This window comes from Georgenia sp. AZ-5, assembly GCF_043952095.1.
GTDB lineage: Bacteria > Actinomycetota > Actinomycetes > Actinomycetales > Actinomycetaceae > Georgenia.
In genome coordinates this window covers 4,206,147-4,222,318 of sequence record NZ_JBINOU010000001.1, presented here as the reverse complement: position 1 = coordinate 4,222,318, position 16,172 = coordinate 4,206,147, and the positions used below count along the sequence as shown (strand labels likewise).

Genomic DNA, 16,172 nt, shown 5'->3' with positions numbered 1-16,172 from the left:
ATCGTGGTTACCGGGTAGGTGCGATGCCGTCTCCGCTTACCGCGGCCTCGCGGCCTCGCGGCCTCGCGGCCTCGCGGCCTCGCGGCCTCGCGGCCTCGCGGCCGCCCGGGCGCAGGCGCGCATCGGCGGGCGGCCTACCGTGATGGACCCGGACAAGCTCGCCGCCGCCCAGGACGGCGTTCGGAGTGTCGTGATCGGCGATCTCATGCCCCTGCCCAACGGTGGACAATCGACGAGGGGATGCAGCCGGTCCCCGCACGAGCCGCCGACCACGGAGCCTGAATACGCCGCAAGGAGTGGGTCGCTGCTGTCCTCGCCGCCCGCTTAAGGGAACCAGAGAAGCGCATCACTGTTCGGCCCGTCGAGCACGTGCTCGACCCGGCGACGTTCAGTGAAGGCAGCCGTCCCACTTCAGCCCGTAGACCCACCCGCCGGGCAGCGCCCGGCCACTGAGATGCGCTCAACCGCGCGGACCAGGAAACGTCGGCCGGACCGGCTGTGCTTGCGTGATCGCCATTGTTTCCCCGGCCCCGGCGGTGTTCAGTGCGGGCGCGGTCCAGGGTGCGGCGCAGCCGGATCGCACAGCGACGCGCAGCGCCCTTGACGGCACCGGCACCACCGTGCGCATCAGAGAACCGGGGCCGGCTCGTGGGTCAGTTGAAGGCCGGCGCGGGCGCGCCGGGTCGTGCTGCTCAACCGATGCGGCGACAGTGCTCTCCATCGCGGGGCTTCTTTGCCGCGGCGCGGCGGCGCGTGCGCAACTTTTCCTCCGGCTCACCGAGGCCCAACCTGCGCAGTTCATCCGCCGACCACCCGTCGCCCATTGCGGCGTTGTACAGGCGCACGTCCTCACGCTCGGCCCGGCTCACATCCGGCACAAGGGAAGCGCCGAAGCCGCGAACGCTCGGGCCTGCTGACCCCACAAGCGCCGCGTCTCGCAGGATGCCTGAATCGCGGCCTGCTCGATCGCGGCAATGGCACGCTCAAGCTCATCTGAGTCGGCAGCACTGACCGCGATGAGGCCCCTCACGCGAAGGATGCCGTGGCCGGCGGTGAGGTCGGCTTCCTGCTGGAGCACGTCCCCGTACTCAGCGGACTGCGCGGCGTCCTCGAGCTGCCCAAGCTTCGCACGCTGGGCAGCGTCGGAAATGTACTCGGTCTTCTTCTTGCGGATGTCCCGGGCGGCGGTGTCAGCCCGCATGGGTGTGAAGAGCATGCTGAGCGTATGCCGCACTCCGGCAGACAGCGTCAGGGGTGCGAGGAAACCTGGCATGACCGCCGAGCGTGGCCACTCGCTGATCCACAGCACCGCGTGGTGCGTGGAGTCCGACTGCAGCGACCCCCAGGACTCGGCAAGGGAGACAGGGCCGGCGGTGGCCAGGTCGCGGCCGAGATTCCCATGCCGTTCGAGGGCGGGCGCGATGGCTGGGTCGTAGGCAGTGCGCAGGGCGAGCGCAAGGTCGCCTGGATCGAGGGGTGTGGATGGCGTCAGCGCCGCGGCCCGCAGTGCGGCAGTCAGGGTGTCGATCTCCTGCCGAAGTACTGCGGCGGCTCCCCGCATCGCGCCTCCAGCGGCCTTGATGGCCTGGGTGGCGGCGCGCAGATCGAGCGCCAAGGAGACGGTCGTGGCATGCCGATCACCCGCGGGTCCAGCGTGCTCGACGAGCTGTCCGTAGGTGCGCGCAGCCCAGGAGCCGTCGTCATGGCCGTGGACGTGCCACCAGTCGGTGAGGGACTTACCCGAGTCGGGCAGGGTGCGTTCGATGACCTGGACCGCGGCCAAGCGCCCGGATCGGCAAACGGTCGCGAGCACCCTGCCCCAGCCTGCGACCCGCCGTTGCTGCTCGGCGGGGTCGAGGAGCACGAATGCCGGGTGCTCGACCCGCAGGATCGCGGTGAGCGTGTTCGTGTGCGGATCGTGTACGTACACCGCACCGGTGACGACATCGACGTACTGCCGCAGCGCGGCTGCGTCTCCGGGTAGCGCGAGCGTCCCGGCAGGGCGTGGCTTGCCGATCCGCGCATGATACTCGAGCTGCCCGGTCGCCGACCGACGGCCCCACCCAATCGCGAGCGGGAGCCACTCAACCAGCGGGCGTCCTCCTACCCGGACCCAGACGAGCGCGGCACTCATAGCGAGCAACGGCAGGACGTAGGCGAACGTCATGCCGCCGGTGATGAGCGCGGCGACGAGTGCAACCGCGGAAACTCCGACGGTGGTCAGCTGTGGGCCTGACAGCCCGAGCAGCACCCCTCGGCGGGAAAGGCGAGAGAACTTAACCTGCCCGAGCTCACTCTCGTGGGCGGTCGGAGCTGTGGTCATGACCGGGTACCTCCCGGACGAGGTGTAGTGACGGCGGGGGGCATGGCACCGTCGTGGTGGTGCTCCGTCGTGGCGGCGACGGGGCCAGCGACCTTCGGCCCGGCGGTGGCGGCCTTGTCCGCGACCCCAGCCCCAGCAACGGCGAGTCCAACGCCGGGCACCGCCGCACCAGCACCGGCGGCTGCACCAGCCGCCTTCGCACTGCCTGCGGCGGTCGTCGACGATCGGGACGCCGCCGCCGGCGTGCTGCCTGCGGCGGTCGTCGACGATCGGGACGCCGCCGCCGGCGTGCCGCCTGCGCCGCTTCCCGTAGATGGGCGCCCGCCTGGTACTAGCGCGCCGCCATTGGCAGTGCCACCACTTCCGCCGACATCGAGCACCTTCGCCGGCGTGCGCGCCGGGAGCCGGGTCGGGACCGGCAGCGGCCGGTTGAGTGCGTGCTTGGCCTCCTGCTCGGCGGACATCGCGTGGTACATGTCGAAGCCCATGAAGCTGATGGCCTTGTAGGTCAGGTACGGGGCAAAGCCGGCCACGAGCAGGAGCACGATCCCGGCGATGGGATCGGCCAGCGACTGGAGGTCGGAGTCGATCGGTGCGGCGACCTGGGCAATGGCGAGCAGGAACACCACCACGATCACGAGTTTGGACACGATCAGCGCGATCACGAACGATGCCCAGCGGCTGGCCCAGCCGCGGGTGGCGTCCCAAGTGGCACCGGCCAGCGCGACGGGCGCGAACACGACGGCGATGAGAAGCAGAGCCTTCCGCACCAGAAGTGAGATCCACACGATGAAGGCCGCCCCGGCGGCCAGGCCGCCGACGAACAAGGTGAGCAGGATCGTCACGCCCGGCCCGCCTGCGGTGGTCAGCAGCAGAGAGGCGGTGAGCAGGTCGAGCTTTTCACCCATCTCGCTCATCGTGCCGCCGGTCGCGTGCACGATCCCGATGCACAGCTGGTCGGTGATCTCGAGGGCCGCGGCGACCAGCGCGAGCACGACGAAGGATCCCAGGACGGACTTGGCCAGTCCCAGCGCGGCCCGGGACAGAGCGGCCGGTTCGCGGCGGACCATGCCGCCGATGACCTGCAGCAGGAAGAATCCAAGCATTACGAATACGGCGATGCCGAACACGATCGCGTAGACCGTTCGGAATTGGCCGGTGGTGACGTCGACGAACGTGGTGGTTTCGAACAGCGCCCAGACGGACTGGATCAGGAAGGCGGCGACCCCGGCGACGCCGCTGGCGAGCCACTCAAACCCGGAGACCAAGACGGTGGCGGCACCTTCTCCGGCTGTCGCGCACACCGTCGTGATGACTGGCAGGTCGCACACACTCATCTCGTTACCCGCTCTCTTACCGGCCTGGTCAGACGGCCTGGCCGACGTTCCAGAAGAAGTTGACTAGCGCGACTGAGGCGCCGCATATGACGGCTGCTCCGAGGGCGATCAGGACGCCGGCCTTGCCGCGCCCGGTCAGGTGTGGGTTGGAGGAATTGGCTCCCAGCGCCCAGGCGATCGCGGAGATGATTAGGGCCAGGACGGCGAGGATCAGGCCGACCGTCATGACGGCGCCGACGATGGTTCGCAGTTGTTCGATGCCGGGCAACCCTGTGGCGTTTGGCGGCACCGAGATGCCGGCGTAGACGGTGGCAACACTGATGGGCACGGCGGGTGTCTCCTTGTTGGGTCGCGGTCAGAGGGTGGATCCGGTGTGCAGCAGCCAGTTCGTCCAGGCCAGGGCTCCGCCGGTCAGGGTGGCGCCGCCGATGGCGACCAGGACGCCGGTGCGGGCTCGGGCTGCGGAGTGCCAGGCACCGGACGAGGATGCGACGGCCCATGTGATGGCGCAGACGATGAGCATCCCGACGGCGGTGATCAGACCGACCGTGAGCAGCGCGCCGATGATGTGGCTGAGCTGTTCGGTGGCGGCGACAGCATCGAAGTCCGGGCCGACCGGCTGGGCTTGGTTCACAGTTCCACCTCCGATGTCGGGCATGCCGGCGCGGCGGCGTGTGCGAGTGCGGGCTGCGTGAGGTCGGCTGCGCCGATTAGCCAGCGCTCCGGATCGACGGGCGAAGCTTCGTCCCCGCCCGGGTGGGCCTGGAAGTGCAGGTGCGGTCCGGTTGAGTTGCCGGTCGAGCCGACGTCGCCGATGTGCTGCCCGGCGACCACCTGGTCTCCGACGGCGACGTGGGTGCCGCCGTCGCGCAGGTGTCGGTACGCCGTAGCGGCCGGGGCGCCGTTGATCGTGTGCACGATCCGGATCGAGTTGGCGCCCCCGGTAGTGCGGCCGGTGAAGACCACACGCCCGTCCGCGACGGCCAAGATCGGCGTGCCCGCCGCGGCGGCGTAGTCGACGCCGGCATGGAGCTCGTAGACGCCGGTGACGGGGTTGACCCGCATCCCGAACCCGGAAGTCCGCTGCCATGTGCCGGCGGGGAGCGGGAACACAACCCGCGTCGCGGGTGACGGTGCGGCCGGCACATCTGGGGGACCCGCGGGTTGTGGCGCTGCGCTGGTCCGGGTGAGGGCATCGAGGATCGCGACGGCGACCGGCTCGAAGCCGGCGTACCGGTCGGGGTATGCGGAGACCTCCACGGACTGTGCCGCGGCCCCCTTGGGCAGCTGCTGCCAGCCGGGGATGTCCAGCAACCCGCGTGGACTGCCGTGGTTGGGCCCGCTCGGACCGCCGAAGAACGCAGCCGCCTGGTAGGCCGGGTCCATCAGGTCCGCTGTCGAGCCCCACCCGGCGGCCGGGCGCATCTGGAACAGGCCGAGGGAGTCGTGATCGGACCCGTTCCCGTCGTGCGGGAACTTCGCCGAGTCGGGGTACGCGGTGGTGTTGGCGAGCATCCGCAGCCTTGACTCGGTCAGCGCCGCCATGAGCGCGACCAGGAGCCCGTCCCGCCCGACGCCGTCGGTGCGTGACCCGACGGCGATGATCGTGGCCGCGTGCCCGAGCTGAACCCGATCCAGGTGCACCGGTGTGCCGTCGGTGGTCCGAGTGGCGAGTCCGTCGGGTACCTGCCCCACCGCCAGTTCGGCCGGGGTGCACCAGGCACCGGCTGCCGTCTGGCCGAGGAACAGCGCGGTCCCGGCCAGCATTGTGGTAGGCCCGAGGAGTACCGCCAGGATGCCGGCGACAATGGGCGCGGGATGCATGTCCGGTCCTCCTCAGCGCAGCGGGTCGTCCAGCTGCGACAGGCGCAGCAGCCGGCAATCCGGATAGGTAGGCGCGCACACGACGAACACCGTGAAGGCGACCTCGTGCTCGCTTGTCGTCGGCTGGTTGTCCCAAAGCCCGGCGCGGTGCCGCACTCCGGTCACCGTCAGGGCGGTCGTACCCGGCGCCAAGGACCCCTCAGGTGCCAGAGCAACGGCCTGTGCCCACTGTTTGGGAACGGCGACGTGGGTGACATCGAGCCACTGCCGGGTGGCGAACCGTCGCAGGTGCTCCCAGGCCGAAGGAGTCGGTAGGTAGTAGGCGAGGTCGGCGACCAGTCCGGGAGTCTCGACACCGGTCGGGTCGGCTACTTCGATCAGCCGCGCCGTGTAGCCACCCGGGGGCAGCCCGTTTGTCGTGTCCCAGAAGAAGACGGCCTCCGCGACGGAGGTGGCGAACTTGTGGGGGTCGGACGTGGCCGGAACCGTCACCACATCCACCTCGTCGGCCTGGACCTCTTGCGTCGTCGGGATCGGAGTCGCCGGCACCGACCCAGCGGGAGCCGCAGCCGACGGCGCATCGGCGGTCACCGGTGCACCGCCAGCGGGTGAGCCGCTGCGGTGCGTGAGGACAACCCCGTAGACCGTCATCGCGACCACGCTGGCAATCAGAACCAGGACCAGCAGAACGGCCGTTCGCCGCCTGGTGCGCGAGCTGAGCGAGGTGGTTAGCATGGCTGCCGCTCCTCACGCCGCGTCCGAGGGGTCGGCCGCGCGGACAGCGGCGACGGCCTGGATGAATTCGGCCGAGTCGCGGAGCACGCGCTGGACCATCGCTAGTTCCTCGTCGGACAGGTCGTCTGCGACTTGGTGGACGTCGTAGTGACGGGTCCACCCGTCGAGCTCCCGCCATGCCAGCACCAGTGCCTTGGGGCTGCGCAGTACCGGTTGCTCGGGCTGGTGCGCTCTGGATATGAGCTCGATGCGGCGGGTCCGTTCGGCTTTGGCCTTTTCCAGGGCCAGGCGCGAGAGCTCGGCGATCTCCTCCGGCGTCGGCCGAGCCGGCGGCTCGGTCGGTTCGGCAGGGTCACGAGCAGCCTGTTCGGCCTCCCGGATCGCCGTCATCACGCGCGTGTAGGCGGGCGCGACCGGTTCGCCGGCATCGATTCTGTCGAGCTCCGCCTCGGCCATCCTTCGGATGACCAGAGGGCGAGCGGCGTCGTCCATCACCGCGCGGAGCTTGAGGATTCGCTCGAGCCGCTGAGAGGAGTCGTCGCCGGTGACCATGTTGGCCGCCTGCGTTACGGTCTTGTTCTCGTGCCTACCCGGACTGTGCGGTGGGCGTGAGTCACGTCCACCGTTCAGTTCCCCACCGTTGGTGTCGCCTCCGAAGCGCGAGGCCTCCTGCCGGCGTCGCGCATCCTCGGCCAGCAGGTCCTTTAGCTCCCGGTAGAGCGTCGCGGCCTCCAGCGGGGACAGCGGCTTGCGGAGGTTGTTCTCGTCTTGCTGGGCCAGGAGTGCGGTAAGGGTGTCGGAGATGTTGGAGCGCACCCACACTCGGGTCGAGCGCCAGCCCAGCCGCTTGATGGCCTCCAGGCGGCGGTGGCCGCACACGAGCACCCCGGCCGGGGTGACGGTGATGGGCTGAAGCAGCCCGAGCCGGGAGATCGAATCCATCAGCGGCTGCAGGTCCCCCAGGTCCCGGCGATGACGGATGCCCACTTGGATCGAGCCGACGACCATCTCTTGGGTCCGGAAGTCCTTCTCAGACATGGGTCGCCTCCAGGTAGCCGGGAGCGGCCTCGACCAGCGCCCGCATGAGCCGCCGGTCGGCCTCCAACTCTGCGAGCGGATAGCCGGCGGCGAGGCGAAGCAGTAGCCCGCGACCTGCGGAGGTCAGCTCGAGGTCAGGGTTGGGGTTGCCGAGCACCGCCGACAGCAGCGCCGTCCACCGCCGCTGGTCCAAGTCGAGGAGCAACGAGGTCTGCCGGTCATGACGTAGGTACTCGTGCGCGCGACGCCGGCACCCGGTCTCGGCCAGACGGGAGCAGACGTGCCCGATCGCCTTTCGCGCCACGTGGCGCGGCCAGCCGGCGGTGACGAACAGGTTCACCGCTTCCTCGGAGGCACGCAGCAGCTCGACGACTTCGTCATCACGCTGGGGGAGCGGATCCTCCGGGGGCGTGTGGAAAGCGGGGTTTAACTCGTACACGAGCATTCCGTGCTCGGCGAACCGCTGCGCGTCGTGCACCTCGGACCGGATCAGGTGCCGGGCCCTGGAGACTTCGCAGAGCAGTCCGTTGGCGCGGTCCTCGGCCATGAGGGTGACCTGCACGGCCCGCGTGACCACGCCCCACGGGTCCGTGGCCCAGCGGGTGGCCGGGGCGAGCATCGCCTCGAACGCAGCGGCCGCCGAGTCCAGCGGTTCGGCATGGTACTTGCGGGCCAGCGGTCGGTACCTGTCCATGCAGTAGCGCATGAGCTCGGCCGCCTCAGCGTCGAGACGCCAGGCCCCGCGGCCGGCCCGGTGGAGTCGGACCAGCAGTGAGCGGAGACCTTCGGCCGTGTCGAACGAAGGCTTCTGGGCGGTCGTCGTGGCAGTCATGACAGCTCCACCCCGTCAGCGGGCGTCGTCGTGGTCGGCGACGTAGTCGTGTCCAGCTCGAGCCGCTCCCGACGAGGGACCACCGTGCGGCGCACGGCACCGGCAGCGCGGAACGGCGCCCGGACCGTCGCGTAGGCCATCGCGAGCTGCAGGTCGAGCCCGCGTCCGATGCCCCACCCGAGAGCACGAGTGGCGGTGACCGGCAGCTCGGACGGGTGCATCCACACGACCCGGGTCCGAGCGGGGTGGGACGCGGTCGGTTGCTCCGTGGTGGTGTCCTGCAGGTCGGTCGTCGGCCGCGACGGGTCGCCGTACACGGCCATCGGGGGCGGGATGGTGGCCCGCGGAGGCGTTGGCGTGGCCGACGGCGTTGGAGGAGTTGGGTGCTGTTCGTAGGGGCTGCTGGTGTTCATAAGGTCACCGCCTCAGGTGGAGAAGGGCGACGACTCGTGCCGCCCATCGATTGGGGGATACGCGGAGAGGTGCGCTTGAACGCCGAGTCGATTGTGGTGGCGATCTCCCGCTTGCCGAGCCCTGCCTGTTGAGCGGCCGGGCCGAGGGCGCTGAGTGTCGAGGCGTGGTCGTAGCCGTCCTCGACCATCCGGCACGCCGCCCAGAACAGGCCCGCGTTCCGACCGCCCTCGGGGCGGGCTGCCAGCCATGACGCCAACCTCTCCGGAGGCCGGCTGCCCACGGGTGCGGATCCTGCGGGGCGGAGTCGCTTCGGCGACGTGAGGAACTCGCGCAGTGCCGCAGCGTCGACGGGGTTCGGGGCCTGCTTCGCCACCGCCACGACCTGGTAGCCGCGCGGGGCGCCGTCGACGATGACGAGTGACGGCGGAGCGACCACGTAGCCGCCGTCGCCGCGGAAGTCGATGTGCGTGCGTGGCGACTGCCAGGAGCGCTGCTCGATCCCGGGCGCGTGCGGATAGTAGGCGTGCAGCCCCCCGGACGGCGTGCGGACCAGCCACGCCCACCCGGTCGCCAGCTCCTCCCGGAGGGCGCGGTCGAACGCAGGGAAGCCGGTGCCGCTTGCCTTCGCGTCGACATCGACGACGTCCACCCCGGATGCTGCGCCGGTTGGCAGCCCGAGGTTCGCGTCCGGCCAGCGTCGCCACCACGCGGCCACCTGTGCGGTGTCGGTGGATGCGTCGAGAAACCCGCGCCGGGTCAGCGGCTGCTTTGCTCCCGGCACGCACGGGAAGACAGCGACGCCGGCGCGGGCAAGGTCGAGCGCGGCGGTGGCCGGTGACGGTGCGCCGGTGGAGTGCACCATCGCCGCCAGGGCACGGCCTGCGGGAGCGGTCGAGCTGTCCATGCCGTCACGCTGGCGGGGGCGTGTACCCCTTTCCGTCCCCCTTCGACCATGTCCCCCCAGCGTCCCCCCGAGGGGGACGGGGGCGTCAGTGCAGGTCGGAGGCGTCCCCCATCCCACTCATGAGGTGTGGTTTTCCGACCGGCGTACGAGGCGACAAGGCGTGTTCGCACGCGGGTCCACCGTCCGACGTGGGACGGGGTAAACCTGTGGAGGGGCGGTGAAAAGAGCCGCGCAGGGGCGGTCGCCGATGGCGCAGAGCGGAGTTGTTGTCAGTTGGGACGGCGTGGGTCGGTCCAGTGCCAACGCGCGCTGACAGCTTGGGTGTGTTCAAAGGCACCGGGTTCGGGTCGCCTGTCGTCACGTCGTGAGGCGATTGCATCGTGAAAGAGCACCTGTGCTGCTTCTTGGTTGCCCTCGCGCAGCAGGACTTCAATCTCATGGAGGACGGGATTCTCGTCGTGCGGCGAGGCCTTTCGAGCGACTTCGACCGCCCACCTTGCACCAGGCAGGTCATCGCTTCGTAGGGCATGGGCGGCGACGATACAGGCGACGTCGACGATGGCTGCGGCGATGGTCAGGTCGAGGCGATTGGCCTCGAAGACCCACATCCATCCCTTGGTGTCGGCATGCTCGAACGGCTGCCCGCTGACGAGCTTGAGAGCGGTGCGCAGGTCCTCCAGCCCGTTCTCGCCGCGCGCCTCGCCACGGGCGCGCAAACGCTGGAACAGGCCGAGGTCGACGAGGACGTCCTCGACGAGGTACACGGGCACTCCGCGTTCCTTGGCAGCATCGCTCCTGTCGGCGGGCGGCATGTGCGGGGTCCCGGTGCGAAGGTTGACGCCGAGCCACTTGCGGACGATGGACATGTGGCCGCGCACCCTGTCGGGGTTGATGTCTAGAGCATTGGCGGCCTGGTCAGTAGTGGCGCCGCGCGCGCCTCGCAGGGCGAGGTAGGCCAGGGCTCCGGTGTACAGACCCGGACGCTTCGCGATCGGGGTCGGGTCCGCGTGCGTCCTAGCCTTGACCGGTCCGAGGAGCCACACGCGAGGGCGTCGCACCTTCGTGTCGAACCAGTCGGCGACGTCGCCGTCCAAGGTGGGATCGGTGTCCGCGACCTTCGTCGCGGTCTCGGGCGGGATTATGGGTGCGAGCGCGGCGACGTCACCGGTGGTGACCGGTGCGACGGCTTCATACTCGGCCGCAGGGGCGGGCAGCAGTGACGCCGGCCCGGCGGCCACGGCGGGGTCTTCAGGGCGGGGTCGGACGAGTTCGGCGCGCAGCGATCCGCCGATGTCAACGAGGGCGCCGGGCCCCTCGGTGATCGTTTCGTCGACGGGGTAGGGCACGTTGGCAGCCTGGACGTCGAGGTCGTCGACGAGCTCGACGATCGAGGCGACGGACGCCGCCTCGGGGGCAGACAGGCCCGCTGCTCGAACGTCCAGGCCGAGGGCTGGCACGCGCAGGCGTCCGTCCTCGGTCAGCTCAATCTCGGCGAATCCGTCATCGGCCTGTCCACCAAGAACGATGAGCACCCCGGCGGGCCGGGCGGGGTGGCCGGCGAGGTGCTCGCCGAACGTGCGGACCCCTGCGTCGGTGGTGTGGTCGCGGTTGGTGAGCAGGACGTGGAACCGGTCGGGGTCGAAACCGTCCCCCCGTTCGGGGTCGACCGCGCTGGTGGCCCACGCCAGGAAGGCCGAGTCATCTTCGACATGGTGGACGTAGTCGGCGGATGGCATGGCCTGTTCGGATTCGAGGACGCCGTAGGCGTCGACATCGGTGATGTGTGCCCAGGGGCTGAGTGCGATCTCGGCGGCCACGTGGCGTGCGAACGCCTCGACCCGATCAGTCGGCCCGGTGAGGGCGATGCGTCGCAGGTGCTCGAGATTGAGCAGCCAGACGTGCCCGTCGGCGTCGTCACCCACAGACACCAGAAGCGGTGCGGGTGGCCAGCGCTCGGGGTCGAGAGCCTGTGCGCGCAAGGGAACGGTCCAGCTGCCGCCCGATCCAGTCCACGGCTTAGGCAGACCGGCCTCGCCCCCCAAGCGCAGTGTCACCGTGGTGTCGGAGAGCTCCACCGTGGCGATACGAGGGAAGTACTCCATGCTGGGGTACGACATCGACAGCTCGCCGAGCATGGCATGCAGGTGCGTGACCCTGGCGGCAGCGTCGGCGCCCGCCAGGTGGATGGACTTGTCGACATTGACCAGCTTCGGGGGGAGCGGGGCGATGACATAGCCGGGCTTGCGCAGCCGAAGCCGGGCGCGGCGGCGTGCGCGGACGGTCAGGAACAGGCAGCCGGCGAGCACCGAACCGGCGCCGGTCAGCCCCGGCAGCAGCCACGCCGGTGCTTGGTCGTCATCCTCGATCTCGCCGTCTTCGCCGTCCGCGACGGCGCCTCCAACCTCGGCGGGAGCCTCGATCGGCCTTTTCGCGGCGACACCCGTCGGCGCGGGCTCTTCGACAGCGGAGGGCCCTTCGGGCGCCGTAGGCTCCGGTGCTGGGGCCGGCGGGGCCGGCGCGACGGGACTTAGCGAGGCGGTCGTAGCAGCGGGGTTCGTGATGGTCCAGCCGGGGCGGATGAGGTCCGGGTCGGTCAGCCGGTCGCCGTCGGGCTGAATAGTGCTCTTGGACGCTTCGACGAGCTCCGGCCACCGGTTGGCGTCGCGGAGCAGGTCCGCAGCGATCTCGGAGAGGGTGTCGCCGGGCGCGACGATGTACGCCCCATCCGGCACCGCCTGCGCCGCGCGGGACTCGGGGACCCGCAGCACCGTGCCGGGCACGATGAACCCTGGGTCGCCGTTGAGCGCATGAGTGTTGAGTGCAATGAGCTCGTGGTAGCGGCGCCCGTCGCCGAGCAGGTTCTTGGCGATCTTCCACAGGCTGTCGCCCTGCCGGACGGTGTAGGGAACAGTGGCCGGTTCCGCCGGGGACGACGGCGCCTGCGCCGTGATCTCGGCTGGCGCTCGATCCGATCCAATCGCTGCTGTCTGTTTCGCCGTGGCGGGCGCGAGGGGCGCCTCGACGACGAGGCCGGGGACCGCGTGGGCGGGTGCCGCGGTGAGCGGGGCGAGGGAGGGGACGGCGGCGAACAGCAGCGCCGCGACGTCGAGCAGCTTGGCCGCCGCCCCCTGGGACAGGGCGAACCCGCGCATCCGCCGAGCGTTGATCCCGCGTGCACGGGCGCTGGCCTCGACGAGAAGCCCCCAGGCTAGGTAAGCCCACCCGACCCAGGCGACGATGGACAGCAGCAGCACGAGCAGCGTGCCGTCGTCCGCCATCCGCATCCGGAACCACACGGAGCTCCAGTCGGCGGTCCACGGGGTGGCACCTGCCCACAGCAGGAAGGTCGGCACACCGGCCATGAGCGCACAGATGAGCAGCAGGGCGGCAAGGCCGAGCAGGCGTCGTGACAGTGTGGTCATCGCTCATTGCCTCCCAGGGTGCGGACCAGGCGAGCGTCGGCGGAGGAGGTGACCTCGAGCTGGTTGATGCCGATAATCCCTAGGAACACGGTGGGGTAGGTGTCGGTCACCGACACGGTCAAGGTGGTGCCGTCGATGACGGTGACGGAGCCGGTGGCGTCCTTGGCAGCTAGGTACTGCTCGGCTGCGGCGACGGCGGCTCCCGGGTCCACCGTCAGCGGGCGCCCTTGGATGGCAGCCGACGCCAGGACCTGCTGCCCGCCGGCGCGTGCTGCCTGCGCCGCGACGTCGTGGGCGCGCTGCAGGGCGTGGACTCGCCCGCTAAGGTCGACGGCGAGGCCGGCGCACAGGATCATCACGACCGAGCCCAGGGCGAGCCAGACGCTGATCGAGCCACGATCGTCCGTGCTCGGTCGCCGAAACCGGAGCCTACGTCGGGGGGTCATTGCCGTGTCCTCCAGACGTCCAGCGGGCTGGACATCGTCGACCCGACGGTGTGGCTGCCGGGGATACCCGGGACGGCCAGGTCTGCGAGGTCAACGTGGCAGGCGATGGTGACGGTGACGTCGCCTGGGGTGCCGATGGCGTTGGCGAAGGCTGAGGTATCGATCGAGACGTCGACCCCTGCGCACCGCAGGCCCTGGTTGGCCAGCGAGACCTGTGCGGCCTCGTGGGCGTCAGCGTCAGCCTGTGCGGCGGTGCGGGCTAGGGATGCTGAGCGCGCCGCGGCGTCCGCGGCGGTCTGGACGGTCTGGTGGGTGATCGCGACTCGTCCGGCGAAGATGATCAGCCCGATGAACAGCATGAACGCTGGCACGCCGATGGCGGCCTCGATTGCGGCCGCGCCGTTCTCGCCGGACAACCAGCTGGAGTACCAGCGCCGGAGCTGTCTCATGGGGCAGTGATCCTCTCGACGGGGATCGAGGCGGACTGACGCACGGTAGGAGTCCAGCCGGGCACGACGGACAGGGCCTTGCCTTCCACCCACACAGTGGCGGTGGTGGCCGAGCGGTCGCCCCACACGTTCACGCTGGAGATCACGTCGTCCCCGCCGGCGTCGGCGACAAACCCGCCGGCCGCGGCCAAGCCGTCGGCAAGGGTGCCATGCTCCACAGCGGCTGCGGTGGCCCCTTGGATGGCCGCGGCGATCGCGACCGAGCGGGCGTGGTAGTAGAGCGCGGCCTGCATGCCCAGGAACATCACCAGGAACAGTGCGGGCAGCACGACAACGAGCTCGACCGACGTCGAGCCGCGCTCGTCGGACCACCGCCTCGGCGCGCGATGCCGGTGGTTCCGCCGCCGGTCAGGAGATGTTCGCGGCCTGGTCGGTGACATAGTTCGTGATCGCGAGGACGACGATGCCCACGATGGCGATGACAGCCACCGCCCACAGCACGTGCTCCACGGTGACCGAGCCGCGCTCACGCTCCGCGTCGCCGGGCGGGGCGGTGAACCCGTGGCGGGCGAGTGCCGCCAGCGTGGTCAGGGTGATCCACAGACGCGTCATGATCGGTGTCCTTTGCTGCTAGTCGGTTCCTCGGTGTTGGGTGTGCGGGCGCCGCAGATGGGCCGTCGGTCAGTCAGGTGGCGGTCAGGATGCGCAGCAAGGCCGGGGCGACCAGCAGCGCCATGAACACCACGCCGAGCAGCGAGCCGGGGATCGACATGCGCTCGACAGTGGCGTTTGCCTCGGCCAGTTCCTCGCCGAGCATCGCCGCCCGGATGCCCGCGGCGCGGGCTCGGAGGGAGTCGTACGCGGCCGAGCCCTGTTCTCCGGACAGCCGCATGATGTCGGCGAAGTCGGCTAGGTCGGGCACCTCGAGCTCGTCGGCCAGTTCGCGCAGCGCGTCCCACGGCGCGACGCCGGACCAGCGTGAGTGCATCAGCTCCGAGGCCAGCCGGGTGAACACCCAGGACCGGGAGACCTCGGCGGCCTGCTCCATGGACTGACGCACGCCGGCGCCGTTGGTCCGCTCGAGGGCGACCAGGTCGACGTAGGCGCCCAGCGCCCGGCGGAACTCGGCGCGAGCCTTCTTCGCCTCGTCGGCGGCGTTGTAGTTCGGTATGAAGAACATCACCGCTGCCAGACCGAGGGATGCGACGAAGCCGAGTTGGAGCGGCAGCCGGGCACCCATGGCGGTGAACAGCAGATTCAGGAGGATCGGGATGGCCAGGCCGAGGGCGGCGAAGCTCAGCTTGTCGCCGTAGAACTTCGCCAGCGGGACTTGCAGCAGCTTGAGCTCGCGGTGGGGGGTGCGAATCCACAGGCCGGGGGGCAGGGTGCGCATGGCCCATTGCCCGAGCCGCTGAGTGCGAGTTGGGTCGGGCTCGGGCGCACCCCACTGCGTGGGGACATACGGCTTGGGAGTCAGGCGCGCGAGGGCATCGGCCGGATCGGGTCGCACCGGCAGGAACCTCATCACGCCCACGGCCAGGCCGAGTGCGATCAATGAGCCGGCGACGATGGCGCCCAGCAGTGCGGTGCTCATGGGCGTGCTCCCATCTGGAGGAACCGGGGCAGCGGTTTGCCGGTGGCCATGGCGCGCAGCCTGACCAGCAACGCGATGTACGCCGCGAGCAGGACCGCGAGGATCACTTGCCCGATCGGCGTGGCGTACGGGGTCACGTAGTCGCCGGAGAAGGCGAGCACGCCCAGCACGGCGACGGAGATGATCGTCACCCAGCGGGCCGTCGTCCGCGGTTTTGCACGGTCGGCCTCGACTTGCCGGCGAGCGCGTACGTCGGTCTCGACGGACTCGGCCAGCGAGGCGAGCACGGCGGCTAGGCCAGCACCGCGACGTCGTGCAGCGAGGATGAGGTTGGCGGCGATGAGATCGCCTGTCGCGTCGTCGAGGTCCTCGGCGAACGCCCGCAGCGCGTCCTCGGTCCGCCAGCGGGACTGGAGGCGGGCCACCAGCCGGTTCAACTCCGGGGCGATCGCCTCTGGCGTGGAGCGCAGGGTGGCGGCCAAGGCCTGCTCGAGTCCGAGCCCCACGGTCAGGACCCCGGACAGCGAGCGGGTCCACTCGGCCATCGCTTCCAGGCGGGCGATCTGTGTCTTGGCCGCCGATGTCGACAGCAAGGTGGGCAGCCCGATGGCCGCCAATGGCACACCGACCATGGCGAGCGGCCACCCGGTGACCGCCCACACCCCGATTCCGCCGGCCAGCCCGGCGACGGTAAGCCGCCGGGTGCGCGGTGAGGTGCTGACCAGGTGGGCCAGTCGCCCGGACGCCGGCGAAGTGGGGGAGTTTTCGCGGTGTCGTTGAAGTAGGACGAGCGCGAGCGTGGCGAGGCCGTAAGCGACTAGGGACCCGGAGATCACGAACCCGACGAGGCGCAT

At 70.3% G+C, this 16,172-nt stretch carries 18 protein-coding genes; all 18 read right to left on the bottom strand.

Annotation, left to right across the window (positions count from 1 at the left end; genetic code table 11):
• Window positions 1-692 precede the first annotated feature (692 nt).
• The 18 genes from ACF0H8_RS19560 to ACF0H8_RS19475 all read right to left on the bottom strand — a co-directional run bounded on the left by ACF0H8_RS19560 (window position 693) and on the right by ACF0H8_RS19475 (window position 16,172).
• On the bottom strand, window positions 693-845 hold the full coding sequence (locus ACF0H8_RS19560) for a hypothetical protein (RefSeq protein ID WP_395290516.1): 153 nt from the start codon (window positions 843-845) through the stop codon (window positions 693-695).
• Between the two features lie 20 nt (window positions 846-865).
• The gene (locus ACF0H8_RS19555; protein ID WP_395290515.1) at window positions 866-2,323 is read right to left on the bottom strand and encodes an SCO6880 family protein; all 1,458 of its coding nucleotides are present in this window, start codon (window positions 2,321-2,323) and stop codon (window positions 866-868) included.
• Entirely contained in the window at window positions 2,320-3,660 is a 1,341-nt protein-coding gene (locus tag ACF0H8_RS19550) for a conjugal transfer protein TrbL (RefSeq protein WP_395290514.1), read from the bottom strand. Before ACF0H8_RS19550 ends, ACF0H8_RS19555 begins: the two co-directional genes overlap by 4 nt.
• Window positions 3,661-3,688: 28 nt before the next feature.
• Window positions 3,689-3,988, bottom strand: a complete 300-nt coding sequence (locus tag ACF0H8_RS19545) for a DUF6112 family protein (RefSeq protein ID WP_395290513.1) — start codon at window positions 3,986-3,988, stop codon at window positions 3,689-3,691.
• A gap of 27 nt (window positions 3,989-4,015) precedes the next feature.
• On the bottom strand, window positions 4,016-4,294 hold the full coding sequence (locus ACF0H8_RS19540; RefSeq protein ID WP_395290512.1) for a DUF6112 family protein: 279 nt from the start codon (window positions 4,292-4,294) through the stop codon (window positions 4,016-4,018).
• Window positions 4,291-5,484, bottom strand: coding sequence for a M23 family metallopeptidase (locus ACF0H8_RS19535; RefSeq protein WP_395290511.1), 1,194 nt, complete (start codon window positions 5,482-5,484; stop codon window positions 4,291-4,293). Before ACF0H8_RS19535 ends, ACF0H8_RS19540 begins: the two co-directional genes overlap by 4 nt.
• Before the next feature lie 12 nt (window positions 5,485-5,496).
• Window positions 5,497-6,219 (bottom strand): hypothetical protein, encoded by a 723-nt coding sequence (locus ACF0H8_RS19530; protein ID WP_395290510.1) that lies wholly within the window; start codon window positions 6,217-6,219, stop codon window positions 5,497-5,499.
• Window positions 6,220-6,231: 12 nt separating this feature from the next.
• On the bottom strand, window positions 6,232-7,257 hold the full coding sequence (locus ACF0H8_RS19525) for a ParB N-terminal domain-containing protein (RefSeq protein WP_395290509.1): 1,026 nt from the start codon (window positions 7,255-7,257) through the stop codon (window positions 6,232-6,234).
• The gene (locus ACF0H8_RS19520) at window positions 7,250-8,089 is read right to left on the bottom strand and encodes a hypothetical protein (RefSeq protein ID WP_395290508.1); all 840 of its coding nucleotides are present in this window, start codon (window positions 8,087-8,089) and stop codon (window positions 7,250-7,252) included. Before ACF0H8_RS19520 ends, ACF0H8_RS19525 begins: the two co-directional genes overlap by 8 nt.
• Window positions 8,086-8,412, bottom strand: coding sequence for a hypothetical protein (locus ACF0H8_RS19515; RefSeq protein ID WP_395290507.1), 327 nt, complete (start codon window positions 8,410-8,412; stop codon window positions 8,086-8,088). Before ACF0H8_RS19515 ends, ACF0H8_RS19520 begins: the two co-directional genes overlap by 4 nt.
• Before the next feature lie 86 nt (window positions 8,413-8,498).
• The gene (locus ACF0H8_RS19510) at window positions 8,499-9,407 is read right to left on the bottom strand and encodes a bifunctional DNA primase/polymerase (protein ID WP_395290506.1); all 909 of its coding nucleotides are present in this window, start codon (window positions 9,405-9,407) and stop codon (window positions 8,499-8,501) included.
• A 269-nt stretch (window positions 9,408-9,676) separates the two neighbouring features.
• Window positions 9,677-12,685 (bottom strand): LysM peptidoglycan-binding domain-containing protein, encoded by a 3,009-nt coding sequence (locus ACF0H8_RS19505; RefSeq protein WP_395290505.1) that lies wholly within the window; start codon window positions 12,683-12,685, stop codon window positions 9,677-9,679.
• Between the two features lie 140 nt (window positions 12,686-12,825).
• A complete protein-coding gene (locus tag ACF0H8_RS19500; RefSeq protein WP_395290504.1) occupies window positions 12,826-13,275 on the bottom strand; it encodes a pilus assembly protein TadG-related protein in 450 nt (149 codons plus the stop codon).
• The gene (locus tag ACF0H8_RS19495) at window positions 13,272-13,724 is read right to left on the bottom strand and encodes a TadE/TadG family type IV pilus assembly protein (protein WP_395290503.1); all 453 of its coding nucleotides are present in this window, start codon (window positions 13,722-13,724) and stop codon (window positions 13,272-13,274) included. The genes ACF0H8_RS19500 and ACF0H8_RS19495 overlap by 4 nt, the downstream gene beginning before the upstream one ends.
• Window positions 13,721-14,164, bottom strand: a complete 444-nt coding sequence (locus tag ACF0H8_RS19490) for a TadE/TadG family type IV pilus assembly protein (protein ID WP_395290502.1) — start codon at window positions 14,162-14,164, stop codon at window positions 13,721-13,723. Before ACF0H8_RS19490 ends, ACF0H8_RS19495 begins: the two co-directional genes overlap by 4 nt.
• Complete coding sequence (locus ACF0H8_RS19485; protein WP_395290501.1) at window positions 14,133-14,336, bottom strand: hypothetical protein; 204 nt, start codon at window positions 14,334-14,336, stop codon at window positions 14,133-14,135. The genes ACF0H8_RS19490 and ACF0H8_RS19485 overlap by 32 nt, the downstream gene beginning before the upstream one ends.
• A 73-nt stretch (window positions 14,337-14,409) precedes the next feature.
• Window positions 14,410-15,318 (bottom strand): hypothetical protein, encoded by a 909-nt coding sequence (locus ACF0H8_RS19480; RefSeq protein ID WP_395290500.1) that lies wholly within the window; start codon window positions 15,316-15,318, stop codon window positions 14,410-14,412.
• Entirely contained in the window at window positions 15,315-16,172 is an 858-nt protein-coding gene (locus tag ACF0H8_RS19475; protein ID WP_395290499.1) for a type II secretion system F family protein, read from the bottom strand. The genes ACF0H8_RS19480 and ACF0H8_RS19475 overlap by 4 nt, the downstream gene beginning before the upstream one ends.

Coding starts and splice junctions, on each gene's coding strand:
- ACF0H8_RS19555 (WP_395290515.1), bottom strand. CDS start 2,323: ATGACCACAGCTCCGACCGCCCACGAGAGTGAGCTCGGGCAGGTTAAG.
- ACF0H8_RS19550 (WP_395290514.1), bottom strand. CDS start 3,660: ATGAGTGTGTGCGACCTGCCAGTCATCACGACGGTGTGCGCGACAGCC.
- ACF0H8_RS19535 (WP_395290511.1), bottom strand. CDS start 5,484: ATGCATCCCGCGCCCATTGTCGCCGGCATCCTGGCGGTACTCCTCGGG.
- ACF0H8_RS19530 (WP_395290510.1), bottom strand. CDS start 6,219: ATGCTAACCACCTCGCTCAGCTCGCGCACCAGGCGGCGAACGGCCGTT.
- ACF0H8_RS19525 (WP_395290509.1), bottom strand. CDS start 7,257: ATGTCTGAGAAGGACTTCCGGACCCAAGAGATGGTCGTCGGCTCGATC.
- ACF0H8_RS19520 (WP_395290508.1), bottom strand. CDS start 8,089: ATGACTGCCACGACGACCGCCCAGAAGCCTTCGTTCGACACGGCCGAA.
- ACF0H8_RS19515 (WP_395290507.1), bottom strand. CDS start 8,412: ATGGCCGTGTACGGCGACCCGTCGCGGCCGACGACCGACCTGCAGGAC.
- ACF0H8_RS19510 (WP_395290506.1), bottom strand. CDS start 9,407: ATGGACAGCTCGACCGCTCCCGCAGGCCGTGCCCTGGCGGCGATGGTG.
- ACF0H8_RS19505 (WP_395290505.1), bottom strand. CDS start 12,685: ATGGCGGACGACGGCACGCTGCTCGTGCTGCTGCTGTCCATCGTCGCC.
- ACF0H8_RS19500 (WP_395290504.1), bottom strand. CDS start 13,275: ATGACCCCCCGACGTAGGCTCCGGTTTCGGCGACCGAGCACGGACGAT.
- ACF0H8_RS19495 (WP_395290503.1), bottom strand. CDS start 13,724: ATGAGACAGCTCCGGCGCTGGTACTCCAGCTGGTTGTCCGGCGAGAAC.
- ACF0H8_RS19490 (WP_395290502.1), bottom strand. CDS start 14,164: ATGTCACCGACCAGGCCGCGAACATCTCCTGACCGGCGGCGGAACCAC.
- ACF0H8_RS19485 (WP_395290501.1), bottom strand. CDS start 14,336: ATGACGCGTCTGTGGATCACCCTGACCACGCTGGCGGCACTCGCCCGC.
- ACF0H8_RS19480 (WP_395290500.1), bottom strand. CDS start 15,318: ATGAGCACCGCACTGCTGGGCGCCATCGTCGCCGGCTCATTGATCGCA.
- ACF0H8_RS19475 (WP_395290499.1), bottom strand. CDS start 16,172: ATGCGCCTCGTCGGGTTCGTGATCTCCGGGTCCCTAGTCGCTTACGGC.